At 63.8% G+C, this 18081-nt stretch carries 11 protein-coding genes and 2 rRNA genes; 4 read left to right on the top strand and 9 right to left on the bottom strand.

Going from position 1 to position 18081, the window contains the following annotated elements; all coding sequences use genetic code 11:
* Positions 1–42: 42 nt before the first annotated feature.
* The 4 genes from M5I08_RS10060 to M5I08_RS10045 all read right to left on the bottom strand — a co-directional run bounded on the left by M5I08_RS10060 (position 43) and on the right by M5I08_RS10045 (position 7364).
* Positions 43–3162: ribosomal RNA gene (locus tag M5I08_RS10060) — 23S ribosomal RNA — on the bottom strand.
* A gap of 312 nt (positions 3163–3474) precedes the next feature.
* Positions 3475–5022 (bottom strand): 16S ribosomal RNA (locus M5I08_RS10055).
* The 16S and 23S rRNA genes sit together here, the layout of an rRNA operon.
* A gap of 378 nt (positions 5023–5400) precedes the next feature.
* Positions 5401–6678 (bottom strand): tyrosine--tRNA ligase, encoded by a 1278-nt coding sequence (gene tyrS, locus M5I08_RS10050; RefSeq protein WP_370328602.1) that lies wholly within the window; start codon positions 6676–6678, stop codon positions 5401–5403.
* Positions 6679–6752: 74 nt separating this feature from the next.
* Positions 6753–7364, bottom strand: coding sequence for a DNA-3-methyladenine glycosylase (locus tag M5I08_RS10045; protein WP_219066472.1), 612 nt, complete (start codon positions 7362–7364; stop codon positions 6753–6755).
* A gap of 58 nt (positions 7365–7422) precedes the next feature.
* Here M5I08_RS10045 and M5I08_RS10040 point away from each other — a divergent pair, with 58 nt between their 5' ends.
* From M5I08_RS10040 to M5I08_RS10030, 3 genes are read left to right on the top strand one after another with little or no spacing between them, the layout of a single operon-like run.
* Complete coding sequence (locus M5I08_RS10040; RefSeq protein ID WP_219066471.1) at positions 7423–8187, top strand: ABC transporter ATP-binding protein; 765 nt, start codon at positions 7423–7425, stop codon at positions 8185–8187.
* 2 nt (positions 8188–8189) lie between these two features.
* Positions 8190–8939 (top strand): ABC transporter permease, encoded by a 750-nt coding sequence (locus tag M5I08_RS10035; RefSeq protein WP_249763339.1) that lies wholly within the window; start codon positions 8190–8192, stop codon positions 8937–8939.
* A 1-nt stretch (position 8940) separates the two neighbouring features.
* Positions 8941–9555: a TetR/AcrR family transcriptional regulator gene (locus M5I08_RS10030; RefSeq protein ID WP_219066469.1), complete on the top strand. Its 615-nt coding sequence runs from the start codon at positions 8941–8943 to the stop codon at positions 9553–9555.
* On the opposite strand, the gene M5I08_RS10025 is transcribed toward M5I08_RS10030, so the two are convergent.
* Both M5I08_RS10025 and M5I08_RS10020 read right to left on the bottom strand, forming a co-directional pair.
* Entirely contained in the window at positions 9530–9745 is a 216-nt protein-coding gene (locus tag M5I08_RS10025; RefSeq protein WP_219066468.1) for a Trm112 family protein, read from the bottom strand. The genes M5I08_RS10030 and M5I08_RS10025 overlap by 26 nt on opposite strands.
* Entirely contained in the window at positions 9742–12729 is a 2988-nt protein-coding gene (locus M5I08_RS10020; RefSeq protein ID WP_219066467.1) for an acyl-CoA synthetase, read from the bottom strand. Before M5I08_RS10020 ends, M5I08_RS10025 begins: the two co-directional genes overlap by 4 nt.
* 157 nt (positions 12730–12886) lie before the next feature.
* On the opposite strand from M5I08_RS10020, the gene M5I08_RS10015 reads away from it, so the two are divergent.
* Positions 12887–14665 (top strand): ABC-F family ATP-binding cassette domain-containing protein, encoded by a 1779-nt coding sequence (locus M5I08_RS10015; RefSeq protein WP_219066466.1) that lies wholly within the window; start codon positions 12887–12889, stop codon positions 14663–14665.
* Positions 14666–14753: 88 nt separating this feature from the next.
* Here M5I08_RS10015 and argH read toward each other — a convergent pair whose 3' ends face one another.
* The 3 genes from argH to M5I08_RS10000 all read right to left on the bottom strand — a co-directional run bounded on the left by argH (position 14754) and on the right by M5I08_RS10000 (position 17970).
* Complete coding sequence (gene argH, locus M5I08_RS10010) at positions 14754–16166, bottom strand: argininosuccinate lyase (RefSeq protein WP_219066465.1); 1413 nt, start codon at positions 16164–16166, stop codon at positions 14754–14756.
* An 82-nt stretch (positions 16167–16248) separates the two neighbouring features.
* Complete coding sequence (locus tag M5I08_RS10005; protein ID WP_219066464.1) at positions 16249–17445, bottom strand: argininosuccinate synthase; 1197 nt, start codon at positions 17443–17445, stop codon at positions 16249–16251.
* A 24-nt stretch (positions 17446–17469) separates the two neighbouring features.
* The gene (locus M5I08_RS10000; protein WP_370328601.1) at positions 17470–17970 is read right to left on the bottom strand and encodes an arginine repressor; all 501 of its coding nucleotides are present in this window, start codon (positions 17968–17970) and stop codon (positions 17470–17472) included.
* Positions 17971–18081 lie beyond the last annotated feature (111 nt).

The following is an 18081-nucleotide window of genomic DNA, read 5'->3' as shown; positions in this document are numbered from 1 at the left end:
TGGTGGCGGGGGTGGTGTGTGTGGATGTGGTTGCGGGTTTTTGTGGGTAAGTTTTCGGCCGGTTAGTGCCAGTTCCCTGCGCCCCTTGCGGGGTGTGTAGGTCTGGTCTATTGATCCCGTGGTCTGCGGGGGGCCTTATCCCACTTGGATGGGTGAGAAGCCTGGTCTTGGAGAAGGTTTCCCGCTTAGATGCTTTCAGCGGTTATCCTGTCCGAACGTGGCTATCCAGCGGTGCCCCTGGTGGGACAACTGGTGGACTAGAGGTTCGTCCGTCCCGGTCCTCTCGTACTAGGGACAGGTTTCCTCAAGCTTCTGACGCGCGCGGCGGATAGAGACCGAACTGTCTCACGACGTTCTAAACCCAGCTCGCGTGCCGCTTTAATGGGCGAACAGCCCAACCCTTGGGACCTGCTCCAGCCCCAGGATGCGACGAGCCGACATCGAGGTGCCAAACCATCCCGTCGATATGGACTCTTGGGGAAGATCAGCCTGTTATCCCCGGGGTACCTTTTATCCGTTGAGCGACACCCCTTCCACTCGGGGGTGCCGGATCACTAGTCCCGACTTTCGTCCCTGCTTGACGTGTGGGTCTTGCAGTCAAGCTCCCTTGTGCACTTGCACTCGACACCTGATTGCCGTCCAGGTTGAGGGAACCTTTGGGCGCCTCCGTTACATTTTGGGAGGCAACCGCCCCAGTTAAACTACCCGCCAGGCACTGTTCCTGAACCGGATATACGGTTCGAGGTTAGAGGTCCAATACGATCAGAGTGGTATTTCAACAACGACTCCGCAATTACTGGCGTAATTGTTTCACAGTCTCCCACCTATCCTACACAAACCGCATCGAACATCAATACCAAGTTGTAGTGAAGGTCCCGGGGTCTTTTCGTCCTGCCGCGCGTAACGAGCATCTTTACTCGTAGTGCAATTTCGCCGAGTCTATGGTTGAGACAGTTGAGAAGTCGTTACGCCATTCGTGCAGGTCGGAACTTACCCGACAAGGAATTTCGCTACCTTAGGATGGTTATAGTTACCACCGCCGTTTACTGGGGCTTAAATTCTCCGCTTCACCCCTTGCGGGGTTGACGGGTCCTCTTAACCTTCCAGCACCGGGCAGGCGTCAGTCCGTATACCTCGTCTTGCGACTTCGCACGGACCTGTGTTTTTAGTAAACAGTCGCTTCTCACTGGTTTCTGCGACCGGATCCCGCTGCCCCCAGCATGTGGGTTGACGGCGTTCCGGCCCCCCTTCTCCCGAAGTTACGGGGGCATTTTGCCGAGTTCCTTAACCATAGTTCTCTCGTACGCCTGGGTATTCTCTACCTGACCACCTGTGTCGGTTTGGGGTACGGGCCGTGTGTGTGCTCGCTAGAGGCTTTTCTCGGCAGCTGAGGATCACCGAATTCACCTCATCCGGCTATGCGTCACCTCTTAGACATATGACACCCGGATTTGCCTAGATGTCGTCCTACGGGCTTGCCCCAGTATTACCACTGACTGGTACGGCTACCTTCCTGCGTCACCCCATCGCTTGACTACTACCAACCCGGGTCCCGCGCAGCCCCCCGCCGTCTTTTCCTAAAAGGATCCGATCAGCGGGGTTTTGGGCGGTTAGCAGGGCTGATTCATCACGGGCGCGCACACACGGGTACGGGAATATCAACCCGTTGTCCATCGACTACGCCTGTCGGCCTCGCCTTAGGTCCCGACTCACCCTGGGCGGACTGGCCTGGCCCAGGAACCCTTGGTCTTTCGGCGGGCAAGGTTCTCACTTGCCTTATCGCTACTCATGCCTGCATTCTCACTCCCACACCCTCCACCGCTAGATCACTCTGCGGCTTCACCGGATGCAGGACGCTCCCCTACCCAACGACCAAAGGCCGTTGCCGCGGCTTCGGCGGTGTGCTTGAGCCCCGCTACATTATCGGCGCACAATCACTTGACCAGTGAGCTATTACGCACTCTTTCAAGGGTGGCTGCTTCTAAGCCAACCTCCTGGTTGTCTTCGCGACTGCACATCCTTTCCCACTTAGCACACGCTTAGGGGCCTTAGCCGGCGATCTGGGCTGTTTCCCTTTCGACGCACGGAGCTTATCCCCCGCCGTCTCACTGCCGCACTGTCGGCTTGCCGGCATTCGGAGTTTGGCTGACGTCAGTAACCTAGTAGGGCCCATCGGCCATCCAGTAGCTCTACCTCCGGCAAGAACCATGCAACGCTGCACCTAAATGCATTTCGGGGAGAACCAGCTATCACGGAGTTTGATTGGCCTTTCACCCCTACCCACAACTCATCCCCTCAGTCTTCAACCTAAGTGGGTTCGGGCCTCCACACGGTCTTACCCGCGCTTCACCCTGGCCATGGGTAGATCACTCCGCTTCGGGTCCAGAACACGCCACTACACCCCCACACGGGGGATACGCCCTATTCAGACTCGCTTTCGCTGCGGCTACCCCACCCGGGTTAACCTCGCGACATGTCCCTGACTCGCAGGCTCATTCTTCAAAAGGCACGCCATCACCCCACCCCGAGGGGAAGGCTCTGACGGCTTGTAGGCACACGGTTTCAGGTACTCTTTCACTCCCCTCCCGGGGTACTTTTCACCATTCCCTCACGGTACTGATCCGCTATCGGTCATCGAGAAGTATTCAGGCTTACCGGGTGGTCCCGGCAGATTCACAGCAGATTCCACGGGCCCGCTGCTACTCGGGTATCTATGACAACAGACGACATGTTTTCACCTACCGGGCTCTCACCGTCTACGGCAGACCATCCCAGGCCACTTCGGCTAACACGCCGCTTTCTCACTGCTGCCCCTCACGGCGGTAAGGAGAACACAGACCCCACAACACCGCACACACAACCCCCGCCGGGTATCGCATGCGCGCGGTTTAGCCATCCTCCGCGTTCGCTCGCCACTACTAACGGAATCACACTTGTTTTCTTCTCCTACGGGTACTGAGATGTTTCACTTCCCCGCGTTCCCCCCCGCCGCCTATACATTCAACGGCGGGTGACACGACATCACTCGTGCCGGGTTACCCCATTCGGACATCCTCGGATCCACGCTCGGTTGACAGCTCCCCGAGGCATATCGCAGCCTCCCACGTCCTTCATCGGCTCTCGATGCCAAGGCATCCACCATGCGCCCTAACACACTTACAAACACAAAAACCACAAGATATTTTGGAAAAATCGCACAAAAGAACACGCCGCCCGCCAAACAGGCGACGCATCCCCCTGATGCTCGCAACCACTATCCAATTACCAAACACCACGCCCCGCCACCAAGACGGGGCGGCAACACCACCCGAAACAGGCCGGCGAACCGGCCCCGGGTGTTGCCTCAGGACCCAATAGCGTGTCCGGCTTCTCGCTTTGCTGTCGCGCACCCAGCCCGCGCCCACTACAGACGACCGGGCTCCTCACGGCCCACACCCCGCCTTGCTGCGGGATGTTTTTCGTGGCGCTCCTTAGAAAGGAGGTGATCCAGCCGCACCTTCCGGTACGGCTACCTTGTTACGACTTCGTCCCAATCGCCGATCCCACCTTCGACAGCTCCCCCCCGCAAGGGTTAGGCCACTGGCTTCGGGTGTTACCGACTTTCATGACGTGACGGGCGGTGTGTACAAGGCCCGGGAACGTATTCACCGCAGCGTTGCTGATCTGCGATTACTAGCGACTCCGACTTCACGGGGTCGAGTTGCAGACCCCGATCCGAACTGAGACCGGCTTTAAAGGATTCGCTTAACCTCACGGCATCGCAGCCCTTTGTACCGGCCATTGTAGCATGTGTGAAGCCCTGGACATAAGGGGCATGATGACTTGACGTCATCCCCACCTTCCTCCGAGTTGACCCCGGCAGTCTCTCACGAGTCCCCGCCATCACGCGCTGGCAACATGAGACAAGGGTTGCGCTCGTTGCGGGACTTAACCCAACATCTCACGACACGAGCTGACGACAGCCATGCACCACCTGCACACAGGCCACAAGGGAACACCCATCTCTGGATGCGTCCTGTGCATGTCAAACCCAGGTAAGGTTCTTCGCGTTGCATCGAATTAATCCACATGCTCCGCCGCTTGTGCGGGCCCCCGTCAATTCCTTTGAGTTTTAGCCTTGCGGCCGTACTCCCCAGGCGGGGTACTTAATGCGTTAGCTACGGCACGGATCCCAAGGAAGGAAACCCACACCTAGTACCCACCGTTTACGGCGTGGACTACCAGGGTATCTAATCCTGTTCGCTCCCCACGCTTTCGCTCCTCAGCGTCAGTTACTGCCCAGAGACCCGCCTTCGCCACCGGTGTTCCTCCTGATATCTGCGCATTCCACCGCTACACCAGGAATTCCAGTCTCCCCTGCAGTACTCCAGTCTGCCCGTATCGCCCGCACGCTCACAGTTAAGCCGTGAGATTTCACGAACAACGCGACAAACCACCTACGAGCTCTTTACGCCCAGTAATTCCGGACAACGCTCGCACCCTACGTATTACCGCGGCTGCTGGCACGTAGTTGGCCGGTGCTTCTTCTCCACCTACCGTCAACCCGGCAAACACCGGGCCTTCGTCGATGGTGAAAGAGGTTTACAACCCGAAGGCCGTCATCCCCCACGCGGCGTCGCTGCATCAGGCTTGCGCCCATTGTGCAATATTCCCCACTGCTGCCTCCCGTAGGAGTCTGGGCCGTATCTCAGTCCCAGTGTGGCCGGACACCCTCTCAGGCCGGCTACCCGTCGTCGCCTTGGTAGGCCATCACCCCACCAACAAGCTGATAGGCCGCGGGCCCATCCCACACCGCACAGTGCTATTACACACCGCACTTTCCACCACAGCACATGCATGCCATGGTCCTATCCGGTATTAGACCCAGTTTCCCAAGCTTATCCCGAAGTGCAGGGCAGATCACCCACGTGTTACTCACCCGTTCGCCACTCGAGCACCCCCGAAAGGGCCTTTCCGTTCGACTTGCATGTGTTAAGCACGCCGCCAGCGTTCGTCCTGAGCCAGGATCAAACTCTCCAAACAAAAACCCCCGGACCAAACCGGGCAGAATTCGAATCAGAACAATCTGACCTAACAAAAAGACACCAAAAACTGGCATCCAAAAAACCACACCCCAACACGGGAATATCAAGGCATGGCAAAAAACAACAACAAAAACAAAACCACCAAACACACTATTGAGTTCTCAAACAACACCCTCCGACCGCGCAACAAGCCCCGCGGCCATTGGCCGCTTACTCGCTATGCGGACGACGAGAGACCCACCGAAGTGGAGCTTCCCTCTAGGACATCGTCGCGCTCAACGGACCGGCCGTGTCGCGACGACTTGATCAAGTTACGCGAGAGCAAACGCCGAGTCAAACAGCCTGCTCTAGAGGGCGTGTTTCGGCCGTCGCAAGATCAACGGACGCGCTCGACGCCGGCGACATTCCGCTTGCCCCGGCGCAAGACCAACCAGCGTCCATGCAGGAAGTCGGTTGGCCCCGGCACCCAGTCCTCGTCGTCGATCTTGGTGTTGTTGACGGCGACACCGCCCTCGGCGATTGTGCGTCGGGCGGCGCCCTTGCTTTGCGACAGCCCGCTGGCGAGCAGCAGGTCGACGATCCCGTCTGGCGTACCCGGTTTCAATTGAGCCACCGAAGTCTCGCGTAGCGCGGCGGTCAGCGTCGACTCATCCAGTCGGCCGAGTTCCCCGCGGCCGAACAACGCCTGGCTTGCATGTTCAACGGCGTCGGTGGCGTGTTCGCCGTGCACGAGGGTGGTCAGTTCGCGTGCAAGTCGCCGCTGTGCTGCACGTTGCTGCGGCCGTGAGGCTGTGGCCTCCTCGAGTTCGGCCAGCTCGTCTGCCGACAGGAAGGTGAACCAGCGCAGGTATCGGATGACGTCGGCATCGGCGGTGTTGACGAAGTACTGGTACCAGGCGTATGGGGTCGTCAGCTCGGGATCCAGCCATACGTTGCCGCCGCCGGTCGATTTGCCGAACTTCGTCCCGTCGACCGTGGTCACCAGCGGAACCGTGAGGGCATGCACGGCGGCTGACAGCTTCTGGCGCACCAGCCGCACCCCGGCGATGATGTTGCCCCACTGGTCGGATCCGCCGATCTGCAACACGCAGTGGTGGCGTTGGTAGAGCTCGACGTAGTCGTTGGCCTGCAACAGCATGTAGCTGAACTCGGTGTAGGAGATTCCCGCGCCCTCCAGGCGACGCCGCACGGTGTCGCGGTCCAGCATCACGTTGACCGAGAAGTGCCTGCCCACGTCGCGGAGCAGCTCAATTGCTGACATCGCGCCGGTCCATTCCAGGTTGTTCTCGACAATGGCACCCGCAGACGATCCAGCCGAACCGTCGAAATCGACGAAGCGTTCCAGCTGTCCGCGGATCCGGTCGGTCCATCCTTCGACGGTTTCGGCGGAGTTGAGCACTCGTTCGCCGGTATCGCGGGGGTCGCCAATCAGGCCGGTTGCGCCGCCGGCGAGAACGATCGGGCGATGTCCGGCGGCCTGAAAGCGCCGCAGCGCCAGCAGCGGGACCAGGTGTCCGGCGTGCAGGCTGGGCGCGGTGGGGTCGAACCCGGCGTACAGCGTGATCGGGCCCCGGGCAGCCTCGCTGGCCAGCGAGTCGAGGTCGGTCGACTGCGCGATCAGCCCGCGCCAGTTCAGCTCGTCGAGGATGCTCATGCCCACAGTCGTAGATCTTCGCGCATCGCCGCGGCGCCGCGGCGGGCGACCGGACGGCGCGTCGGCATACGGACTTAGTCGCTGGCGCCCGGCGCCGGCGCTCGGGGGCTGCGCCGGTAGGCCGAGACTTCGGCCCGGCCCGGTAACCACAACCGCCACGGCCGGTCTGCCGCGTGGCTGATCCCAACGCGCGGGCCGCAAGCACCCTCGAGGGTGTCGTTGAGCCGCAGCCGCACCGGGCTGTCGCCGTCGAACAAGTCGACTCCGTTGTCGGCCATGGTGATTCCCAACGCCGAGCAGAGGTTTCCCGGCCCGCGGGCCAGTGCGGCGGTTCGGATAGCGGCACCGCGTCGAGACACGGCGGCGTCAAGCCCGGTCTCGATGGCAGCCGCCCGCAGCAGCACCGCGGCCGCTGTTCCGTCGGCGCCGCACACCACGTTGGCGCAGACGTGGATGCCGTGGCTGCGGTAGGTGTAGAGCCGGCCCGGGGGGCCGAACATCACCGCGTTGCGACCGGTGGGCCCGCAGTACGAATGCGCCGCAGCGTCCGGCCACGGGCCGTCGGGCACCCCGCCGTAAGCCTCTACCTCGACGATCGTGGCGGTGGCGGCGCGACCCGTGAGCGTGGCGCCGAGTAGTCGATGCGCCCCTTCCACCGGGTCGCCCGCGAGTTGGTCAGCGCCCATCGGACAGATTGTGCCTGCGGCCATTGACAGCCGGGCGGCAGGGGCGAATATTCACCATATGATGACTTCATCGCGTGATGAATTTATTTCGGGTGGCCAGGACATTGCCGTCGACATCGAGCACTTGCGGGTGATTCGCGGCAAACGCCCGGCGCTGCACGATTTCTCGGTTTGTATTTCCCGCGGCAGCATCACCGGCCTGCTCGGTCCGTCGGGCTGCGGGAAGACCACGCTGATTCGCTGCATTGTCGGTACCCAGCTCATCGCTTCGGGCACGGTGCAGGTACTTGGTCTACCGGCCGGGTCAGCGGCGCTGCGCCGCCGAGTCGGATACCTGCCGCAGGACCCGACGATCTACAACGACCTGCGGATCGTCGACAACGTCCGCTATTTTGCGTCGCTTTACGGCTTTAATGGTCGCGCCGCTGACTCCGCGATCGATCGCGTAGGGCTGACCGATCACAGCACGGCCTATTGCGGCAATCTCTCCGGTGGTCAGCGCACCCGCGCGTCGCTGGCATGCGCGCTGGTCTGCCAGCCCGAGTTGCTGGTCCTCGACGAACCGACGGCGGGGCTCGACCCGGTGCTACGGGCGGATCTATGGGAGCAGTTCAGCGACCTCGCCCGCGCCGGGACCACGCTGCTGGTTTCCAGCCACGTAATGGACGAAGCGGACCACTGCGTCGACCTGTTGCTGATGCGCGACGGCCACCTCGTCGCGCAGACCACCCCGACCCAACTACGAGAGGACACCGGATGCACGTCACTGGAGGACGCGTTTCTGTCCATCGTCAAGCGCAGCACGAAGCGCCAGGCCGGTTAGCGCTGCGGGGCTACACTGCCACGACGACGCGGATCCTGCGCCAGCTGGCTGCCGATCACCGCAGCGTCGCGATGATCTTGGGCGTGCCGGTCTTGGTTATCACGTTGATGTACTTCATGTTCGAGAATGCCCCGCACCGGCCGGGCACGCCATCGCCGTTCAACAATGCATGCCTGATTCTGCTGGGCTTGTTTCCGCTTTTCGTGATGTTCATCATCACGGCGATAACCATGCAGCGCGAGCGGGCTTCGGGAACGTTGGAGCGTATCCTGACCACTCCGCTGCGCCGATTCGACCTGCTGATCGCTTATGGCACAGCCTTTTCGGTCGCGGCGGCGATGCAGGCCATGTTGGCTTGCGTCGTGTCGTTCTGGTTCCTCGGCTTCGATACCGCCGGCAGCCCGGCCTGGGTGTTCGTGATCGCGATCGTCAACGCGGTCCTTGGCGTCGGCCTCGGTTTGTTGTGTAGCGCGTTCGCGCGAACGGAGTTTCAGGCCGTGCAGTTCATTCCGCTGGTGATGGTGCCGCAACTGTTGCTGGCCGGGATCATCGTTCCACGCGCACTGATGCCGACTTGGCTGGAGTGGATCAGCAACGTGCTGCCGGCCAGCTATGCCTTGGAGGCCCTGCAACAGATGGGCGCGCACACCGACCTGACCGGCGTCGCGGTACGTGACATTCTGGCCGTGACGGGATTTGCGCTTGCGGCGCTATGCCTGGCCGCTGCTACCCTTCGGCGACGGACACCGTAGCGTGGCGACCACCAACACGGGGCGCAAGCGACCCGGCCGCCCGGCAGGGAATTCCGGTACGCGCCAACGGATTCTGGATAATGCTCGAGTATTGTTTGCCCGCAATGGAATCAGCAATACCTCGATACGTGCGGTAGCCGCGGCGGCGGGCGTCGATTCGGCGCTGGTGCACCACTACTTCGGCACCAAGGAAAAGCTGTTCGCCGCGGCGGTCCAGATCCCGATCGACCCGATGGACATCATCGGCCCTTTGCGCGAAGTGCCAGTCGAGGAGCTCGGCCATACAATTCCGTCAATGTTGTTGCCGCTGTGGGACTCTGAACTCGGTGCCAGCGTCATCGCCACGCTGCGATCGATCCTGGCCGGATCGGAGGTCAACCTGTTTCGTTCGTTCATCCAGGACATGATCGCGGTGGAGCTAGGTTCACGTGTCGACAACCCGCCAGGCAGCGGCATCATCCGGATCCAGTTCGTGGCATCGCAATTGGTGGGCGTGCTGATGGCACGCTACATCCTGGATTTGGAGCCGTTCAAATCGCTGCCGGCCCAGCGGATCGCGGACACCATCGCTCCGAACCTGCAGCGTTACCTCACTGGGGATTTGCCCGCGCCATGAACTGCGTGTGCTCGTCCTCGCTGATCTCGATCGCCTCGTCGACCAGCAGCACAGGGATGCCGCCCTCAATGCGGTAAGCACGCCGCATCCGCGGGTTGTACAGGAACTCCTCGTCGCCTTCACCGACCAGCACCAGCGGGCCGCGATCGGCCGGACAAACCAGGATGCTCAACAGGGTTTCGTCAATCACGTCGGCCTCGCATGTCCGTGCGCATCGAAGATCTCCGCTCGGGCCGCGCCGGTCAACCGCCGGAATCGGTTGGCGTCGCCATCGAAATACCAGGCGTGCCGTCCCGGCTTGGGGATGCCGGCCGCGCGCAAGGCACTGACCGTGGGCCGATACGTGGCACTCAGGGTCAGCTCCCCCACCACATGCACGACGTCGGGGCCGAGCCCGAATGGCATGGCTGCGACCGCTTCGGAGAGATCGGCTGCCGTGATGGTTGCCCCCGGCAGCAAGGTAACAGCCGTCACTGCGACGTGATGACCGTCTATCGGCACGCCATAGGTCACCGCAAGGTCGAGCGCCGGAATCATGCCGAGCGCATCGGTGATCGGCTCGCAGAACACCATGCCGCGACCGGTGCGCACGGCCGAGCCGCGCCTGCCGACCAACCAGAAGTCGCCGTCGGCGTCGCGGCGGAACAGGTACTCGGTGGAGATCCAGGTGTCGGCGGGAGCGAAGACGCCACGTTTGACCGACGCGGTCGGATCGATCGGTCCACGCGGCTCGGCGAGCAGTATGCCGACTTCGCCTGTATCCGGAACCCGGACCAGCCCGCGGTCGGTTTCCAGGATCAGGTCATGCTCGGCGTCGTAGGCGCCCAGTTCGACGTGTCCGGCCCCGGGCAGCGGCCGGCCCTTGCTGCCGATCTTGGCGCCGGACACGTTGGCCAGCACCGCATGTCCGTCGGTGGTGGCGAAGAACTCGACGACGTGTGCGGGCGCGAACACGTCGACCACGCGCTGCCACATCCCGGTCGGCATACCGGAGCCGATGAACAACCGCACCGGGTGATTGCCATGCAGCGTGAAACCGGGGTCGTCGATGACATCGCGGAGCATGGCCCACGTGTAGGAGACCACGGTGACGCCGTACTGGCGCACTTCGGCGATGAACCGGTCCGCGCGCAAGCCGCGCGACAACGCGATACGGGTGCCGCCGACCACCGCGCCGCCGAGGCTGACCAGCAGCCCGGACTCGTGATGCAGCGGCGTCAGGCAGTACACCGTGTCGTTACGGCCCAAGGCCGCGGTCGAGGCGGTGCCGAACGCCGACAGCGCCCAGCGGTAGTTGGTGATCTGTTTAGCGACCAGCTGTCCGCCGCCGGTGGTGAACCCGATGAACGCAAGATCCCTCGCCAGCCCGGGGTTGGCTCGATACCAGGCCGGCAGCTCGACGGCGTCGGGGTCGATCTGTTCCATGTCGATGACGCCGGCGTCATCGGGCAGATGCAGATCCCGGGACTCACCGCCACCGAGAATCAAGACCTGTCCGGGCAATTGCCGCGCGGTCGGAAGGTTGGGCGGGTCGGTGATGATCTCGGTGGCTCCCCCGAGCCGGACCGCTGCAGCCAAGTCGACGTCCGGGGTCAACAGCACCGCGACGGCGCCCAGCCGTGACAGCGCCGCGATGGCCACCAGCGCGCTTGGCCGGGTTTCCATCAGGACGCCGACGTGTTCGCCTTGACGCACCCCGACCCCAATGAGGCCGCGCACGACGTTGTCGATGCGCCGATTGACCGCCTCGTAGCTGTGAACACGTCCGTCGAAGAGCAGAAATTCGCCGTTCGGCGCGTCGTGGGCCTGCTCGCCGATGATGCGGCCCAGGGAAATCCGGGTGTGGTCGTTGATCTGGCCCAGTCGGGCCAAGCGGGGCAAGGTTCGGACAGTCTCGACGGCCAACGTGCACACGGACTTGTTGGCGGCGACGAACGCATCGGCCGCACCTCGGACGATTGTCAGCGCCACCCCCGATGCCTCACCCAGGCCGTGCGCCAGCCGGGAACTGAGTGCGACGCCGCGATCTGTGTGCTCGGCCGGCTGGTCGGCCATCGGGAAGATGTCCGTCGGCTTGTCGCCGTGCCCGGAGATCCACAACACCCAATCGGCGACCGTTGGCCACGTCTGCTGTGCTGCTCTGGATCCGACCACCAGCCCGAAATGACCGGCCCGCAGCGTGTACTCGTAGACCTCGGCATTGGGCGCTGCACGCCGGATACCGCGAACGGCCGGCGGCTGCCCGATGTCGTCGACCTCACCAACGAAAGCCAATACCGGGCAGGTGATGTCGGTCAGCGTCACCAGCTGACCGTTGATGGCGAAACCGCCCGTCATCATCCGGTTGTGCGCGATGAACTGCTTGAGCAGCTCGGAGACCGCCGGCCCGGACCAGGCGATCCACCCTTCCGATTCCAGGAATTTGCGCTGAGCTTCCCGCGGCAGCAGCGCCTCACGGTCGTGCAGCTGGCGGACGAAATCGATCCGGGCCTTGGTCGTCTTGAGCGGGTCGAGCATCTGGAAACCGGTGCGCGCCAACCAGCTTGGTACATCCAACCGGTTAAAGACATGGTCGGCCATGAAGTTTGCGGTGGCAGCCGCAAGGTTGGGCGGAATACCCATCGGCAGCGCAGCCAGCGTGTCGACCGGGGAGCCGAACGTCACGATGCTGGCGATGCCTTTCGAGCGTCGGTACGCCGCCGCCTGGTAACAGAACATCCCGCCCTGCGAATAGCCCGCCAGGTGCACGTGCTGCCCGGCGACCTCTGTCATCACGTCGAGCGCCTCACTCAGCGCGACGATGTGGTCGGCCAGGTTGCGGCGCATGCCGCCCTCGACCTTGTCGGGGGAACCGAAGTCGATGACCCAGGGATCCAACCCGGCAGCGTGCAGGATGCCGACTGCGCCCTCGTCACGGGTGACGTCCCACATGTTCGCCGACATCATCATCGGGTGCACCAGAAGTACCGGCGGCCCCGCCTGCGGGTGCCCCGGCCGGCTGTCCGGTGGGAAGTACCGCCGAAGCTTGTACATCGGCACGCTCTCCACGACCTGAGACGGCGACGGGGAGTTGCCGGTTTCCAGGCCGCCGAGCCGCAGAACTTCCAGGCCGTTCTGTGCTGTCGCCACCAGACGCTCAACCGGTCGCGTAACCGCTGAAAGGTTCAGATCCATGCCGACCCTCCCTACCAACTGAGACGATCCTTCGCTGCGTGTGGGCCTGAACGCCTGCACATCATGGCACATCGCGGGGGGTGGGCCCGCGGCTTTGGTCACGGTGCCAGTGCGTTCGCCAGCGTAATCGCCCGCGCGACGGGCTAAGGTCGGGGCGGTGGCACACCTGTTGGGGGCCGAGGCCGTGCACCTGGAGTATCCGACTCAGGTTGTTTTTGAGTCGCTGACCGTCGGGGTCAGCGACGGTGACCGCATCGGCATCGTGGGACGAAACGGAGACGGCAAATCCAGTTTGCTGGGTTTGCTCACCGGTCAGGTGTCCCCGGACGCGGGACGGGTGACCCGGCGCAGTGGCCTCCGGGTTGGCGCGCTGAGCCAGGCGGACAACCTGGACTCGGGCAGCACGGTGGGATGGACACTGGTCGGTGACCAGCCCGAGCACGAGTGGGCCGGTAATCCGCGCATCCGCGATGTGGTCGGCGGGCTGGTCGGCGACCTCGGCTGGGACGCGAAAATCGGCACGCTCAGCGGTGGGCAGCGGCGACGGGTCCAGCTGGCTGCGTTGCTGGTCGGTGATTGGTGTGTCGTCGCGATGGATGAGCCGACCAACCACCTCGACATCGACGGCATCACCTGGCTGGCCGGTCACTTGCGTCAGCGCTGGGCCCGCAACGCCGGCGGACTGCTGCTGGTGACCCATGACCGGTGGTTCCTCGACGAGGTCGCGACCACGACGTGGGAAGTGCACGACAGAATCGTCGAACCGTTCGACGGCGGCTATGCCGCCTATGTGTTGCAGCGGGTCGAGCGGGACCGGCTGGTCGCCGTCGCCGAGGCCAAGCGGCAGAACCTGATGCGCAAGGAGCTGGCCTGGCTTCGCCGCGGGCCGCCAGCGCGCACGTCGAAACCGAAGTTCCGAATCGATGCGGCCAACCAGCTGATCGCCGACGTGCCACCGCTGCGCAACACCGTCGAGTTGGCGAAGCTTGCCACCGCGCGGCTCGGCAAGGACGTCGTAGACCTGCTGGACGTTTCGGTCTCGTTCGACGGCCGTCCGGTGCTGCGCGATGTCGAGTGGCGAATCGGCCCGGGTGAACGCAGCGGCATCGTCGGCGCCAACGGCGCCGGCAAGTCCACCCTGCTCGGGCTGATCACCGGCACGGTGCAGCCCGACAGCGGAAAAGTCAAGCGCGGCAAGACTGTCCAGTCGGCAATCCTCGACCAACGCGGCGATGCACTGGCGCCGCTGGCCGGCGAGCGGGTCGCCGACGTGCTGGGCCGGCTGCGCAGCGGCTATCACGTCGACGGCCGTGACGTGACGCCGGCGCAGTTGTTGGAGCGGCTCGGATTCGCCGGCGAGCAGCTTTCCGCGCGCGTTGGTGAGCTCTCCGGCGGGCAACGCCGCCGGCTGCAGCTGATGCTCACACTGCTCGCGGAGCCCAATGTGCTGCTGCTCGACGAACCCACCAACGACGTGGACACCGAGATGCTGGCCACCACCGAAGATCTGCTCGACTCGTGGCCGGGCACGTTGATCGTCGTCTCGCACGACCGCTACCTGCTGGAGCGCGTCACCGACCAGCAGTATGCAATCTTGGATGGTCGGCTGCGGCATCTGCCCGGCGGTGTCGACGAATACTTGCGGCTGGTCACGCAAGTCCGCCCGGCGCCGGCGCCCAGCACTTCTGAGCCGCAGGCGATGTCGGGGGCGATGTCGGGGGCGCAATTGCGCGCCGCACACAAGGAGATCGCTGCAATCGATCGCAGGCTGGCGCGGCTGGCCGACCAGATCGCGGCCAAGCACCAGGAACTCGCCGAACATGACCAATCCGACCATGTCGGCGTCACCCGGCTCACCCGGGAGTTGCGCGACCTTGAAGACGACGTCGCCGGGCTGGAGAGCCGTTGGCTGGAACTGTCCGAAGTCGTCGAGTGAGTTTGGGGCTTATCGAGCGTGAAACTGCTGCGGAATTTTGGCGAAATTCTCGCCGCAGACACACGTTCGGCGACGTTGGCAGCCGGATTCAGCGACGCAGCTGCAGCCCAAGTCGTTCGGCGACAACACGAACCGCGTCGAGTTGCTCGGCGACCCGGTTCGGCGCGGTGCCGCCACGCGCGTCGCGTGACGAAACCGAGCCCTCGATGCTCAGCACTTCACGGACCTCGGGAGTCAGCTTGCTGCTGATCGCGGCCAGTTCGTCGTCGGTCAGCTCCTCCAGCCCGACCCCGCGCTGCTCGGCTGCCCGCACGGCCGCTCCCGCCGATTCGTGCGCGTCGCGGAACGGCACGCCTTGGCGCACCAGCCATTCGGCGATGTCGGTGGCCAGGGTGTAGCCGGCCGGGGCCAGCGCCGCCATCCTCTCGGTGTCGAAGGTCAGGCTGCTCACCAGTCCTGCCATCGCGGGCAACAGCAGCTCCAACTGCGCCACCGAGTCGAACACCGGCTCTTTGTCCTCTTGAAGGTCCCGGTTGTAGGCCAGCGGCTGGGCCTTCAGCGTCGCCAGCAACCCGGCGACGTTTCCGATCAGCCGACCGGATTTGCCGCGAGCCAGCTCGGCGATGTCGGGATTCTTCTTCTGCGGCATGATCGAGCTGCCGGTCGACCAGGAATCATGCAGGGCGACGTAGCCGAATTCGGTTGAACTCCAGAGGATGATGTCCTCGGCGAGCCGTGACAGGTCGACGCCGATGATCGCGAAAACAAACGCCGCTTCTGCCGCGAAGTCCCTTGCTGCCGTGGCATCGACAGAGTTGTCGGCGGCAGTGGCGAAGCCGAGCTGTGCGGCGATCGCGTCGGGGTCGAGCCCCAACGACGTCCCGGCTAACGCCCCAGAGCCATAGGGCGACACCGCGGTCCGTTTGTCCAGGTCGACGATGCGATCGACGTCACGCAACAGCGGATGGGCATGGGCAAGTAGATGGTGTGCCAGCAGGATCGGCTGCGCGGACTGCAGATGCGTCTTGCCGGGCATGATGGCGCGTGGGTGAGCGGCGGCCTGGGTGGCCAGTGCGCCGACGAGGTCGAGCGCACCGGCGGCCACTCGGCGTACCGCGTCACGCAGCCACATCCGAAACAGAGTGGCCACCTGATCGTTTCGTGAACGGCCGGCCCGCAGCCGACCGCCCAGGTCGGACCCGACCCGGTCGATCAGCCCGCGTTCCAGCGCCGCATGCACGTCCTCGTCACTGGGCAGCGGAATAAACCTGCCGTCGGCAACATCCTGGGCGAGGCTATCCAGTCCGGCCAGTAGCCCATCGCGCTGCTCTTCGGTGAGCAACCCGGCGTGGAACAGCACCGCGGTATGCGCGCTTGACGCAGTGATGTCGTAAGGCGCCAGCACCCAGTCGAAGTGGGTGGATCGGCTCAACGCCCTCAAAGCATCGGACGGGCCGTCGGCGAACCGCCCACCCCACAACGATCCTTCGTTGGTGGTCACCTTTTCTCCCCGAGCAGACGCAGAATCGTACTGGGACGGGCGTTTCGATACGATTCTGCGTCTGCTCGACGCGAATAAGCCCTCACCGCGAGTCCCGGCGCGCGGCGATTTTCGACGACAGCCCGTGCACATACACGAAGCCCTTGGCGGCGGACTGGTCGAAGCCGTCGCCCTCGTCGTAGGTCGCCAGGTTGAAGTCGTAGAGGGATTCGGCGCTGCGCCGGCCGTTGACCGCAATGTGGCCGCCGTGCAACACCATACGGATTTCGCCGGATACATGCTCTTGGGTATTGGCGACGAAAGCTTCCAGCGCGGTCTTCAACGGCGAGTACCACAACCCGTCGTAAACCAGTTCCGCCCAACGTTGGTCGGTGTGACGCTTGAACCGCGCCAGCTCGCGCTCGAGCGTGACGTGCTCGAGTTCGGTGTGCGCGGTGATCAGCGCCATCGCCCCTGGCGCCTCGTAGATCTCCCGGCTCTTAATGCCGACGAGCCGGTCCTCCACCACGTCGAGGCGACCGACGCCCTGCGCGCCGCCACGGGTGTTGAGTTCCTCGATCGCCTGCAGCACCGATACGGGCCTGCCGTCGATTGACACAGGCACGCCGCGCTCGAAACCCACGATCACCTCATCGGGGGTGTTCCAGTTGACGCATGCGTCTTCGGTGTAGGCGTAGACGTCCTTGGTGGGCGCGTTCCACAAGTGTTCCAGGAAGCCGGTTTCCACTGCTCGGCCCCACACGTTCTGGTCGATGGAAAACGGTGAGCGTTTGCTGACGTTGATCGGGATGGCGTTCTCTTCGGCGAAAGCGATCGCTTTTTCCCGGGTCCACGCGTAGTCCCGGACCGGCGCGAGCACCTCCAAATCCGGTGCCAGTGAGGCGAATCCGACTTCGAATCGAACCTGGTCGTTGCCTTTACCGGTGCAGCCGTGCGCGACGATGCTTCCGCCATGCTCGCGGGCCGCCGCCACCAGATGTTTGGCGATCAGCGGCCGGCTGATCGCCGACACCAGCGGGTAGCGATCCATGTAGAGACCGTTGGACAAGATGGTGGGCAGACAGTAGCCGTCGGCGAACTCGTCGCGAGCGTCGACGACAACCGCTTCAACGGCGCCGCAGTCCAGCGCCCGCTGGCGCACCACCTCCATGTCCTCGCCGCCCTGGCCCAGATCGATCGCGACCGCGACAACCTCCCGGCCGGTCTCCTTGCCGATCCAGCTGATCGCCACGGAGGTGTCCAAACCGCCGGAATACGCCAGGATGACGCGCTCGGACATGAATTGATCTCCTTGTTTCGCAGGTTATTTGAGGTCTTGCAGTACGGTTACGAGCTCGGTGCCGGTCATCGGCTCGCGGGCCGCCACGAAAATGGTGTCGTCTCCGGCGATGGTGCCGACGACGTAGGGTAGCGCCGCCCGGTCGATGGCGCTGGCCAGGTAGTCGGCTGCCCCGGGCGGGGTGCGCAGCACCGCCAGGTTTCCGCTGGCATCGGTGGAGACCAGCAGTTCGCTCACCAGCCGCGACAGCCGGCCGGTGCCGCCGGATACCCCACGCAGCGGGCTGCCGTCCTCGGGCACTACGTATATGCCGACCCCCCCGTCGGCGCCGCGCAGCTTCACCGCGCCGAGCTCTTCTAAGTCCCGCGACAGGGTGGCCTGCGTGACCTCGATACCGTCAGCGGCCAGCAGCCCGGCCAGCTCGCTTTGGCTGCGTACCTGCGCCGACGACAGGGTCGCGACGATGCGGGCCTGCCGCGCAGCGCGCGTGACTTCCGGTGCGATCTTAGATCCGCTGTTGGGCATAGCGCCGCTCCTCCTCATCGCTGCGCTCTGCATCGTCGACAGCGCGGTGTCATAGCGCCGCTCCTCCTCATCGCTGCGCTCTGCATCGTCGACGGCGCGGTGTCATAGCGC

Origin of the sequence: Candidatus Mycobacterium methanotrophicum, assembly GCF_023515995.1 — a bacterium.
Classification (GTDB): Bacteria; Actinomycetota; Actinomycetes; order Mycobacteriales; family Mycobacteriaceae; genus Mycobacterium; species Mycobacterium methanotrophicum.
Note: the sequence above shows the minus strand (reverse complement) of the source record. Positions and strands in the feature narration are given on the sequence as shown.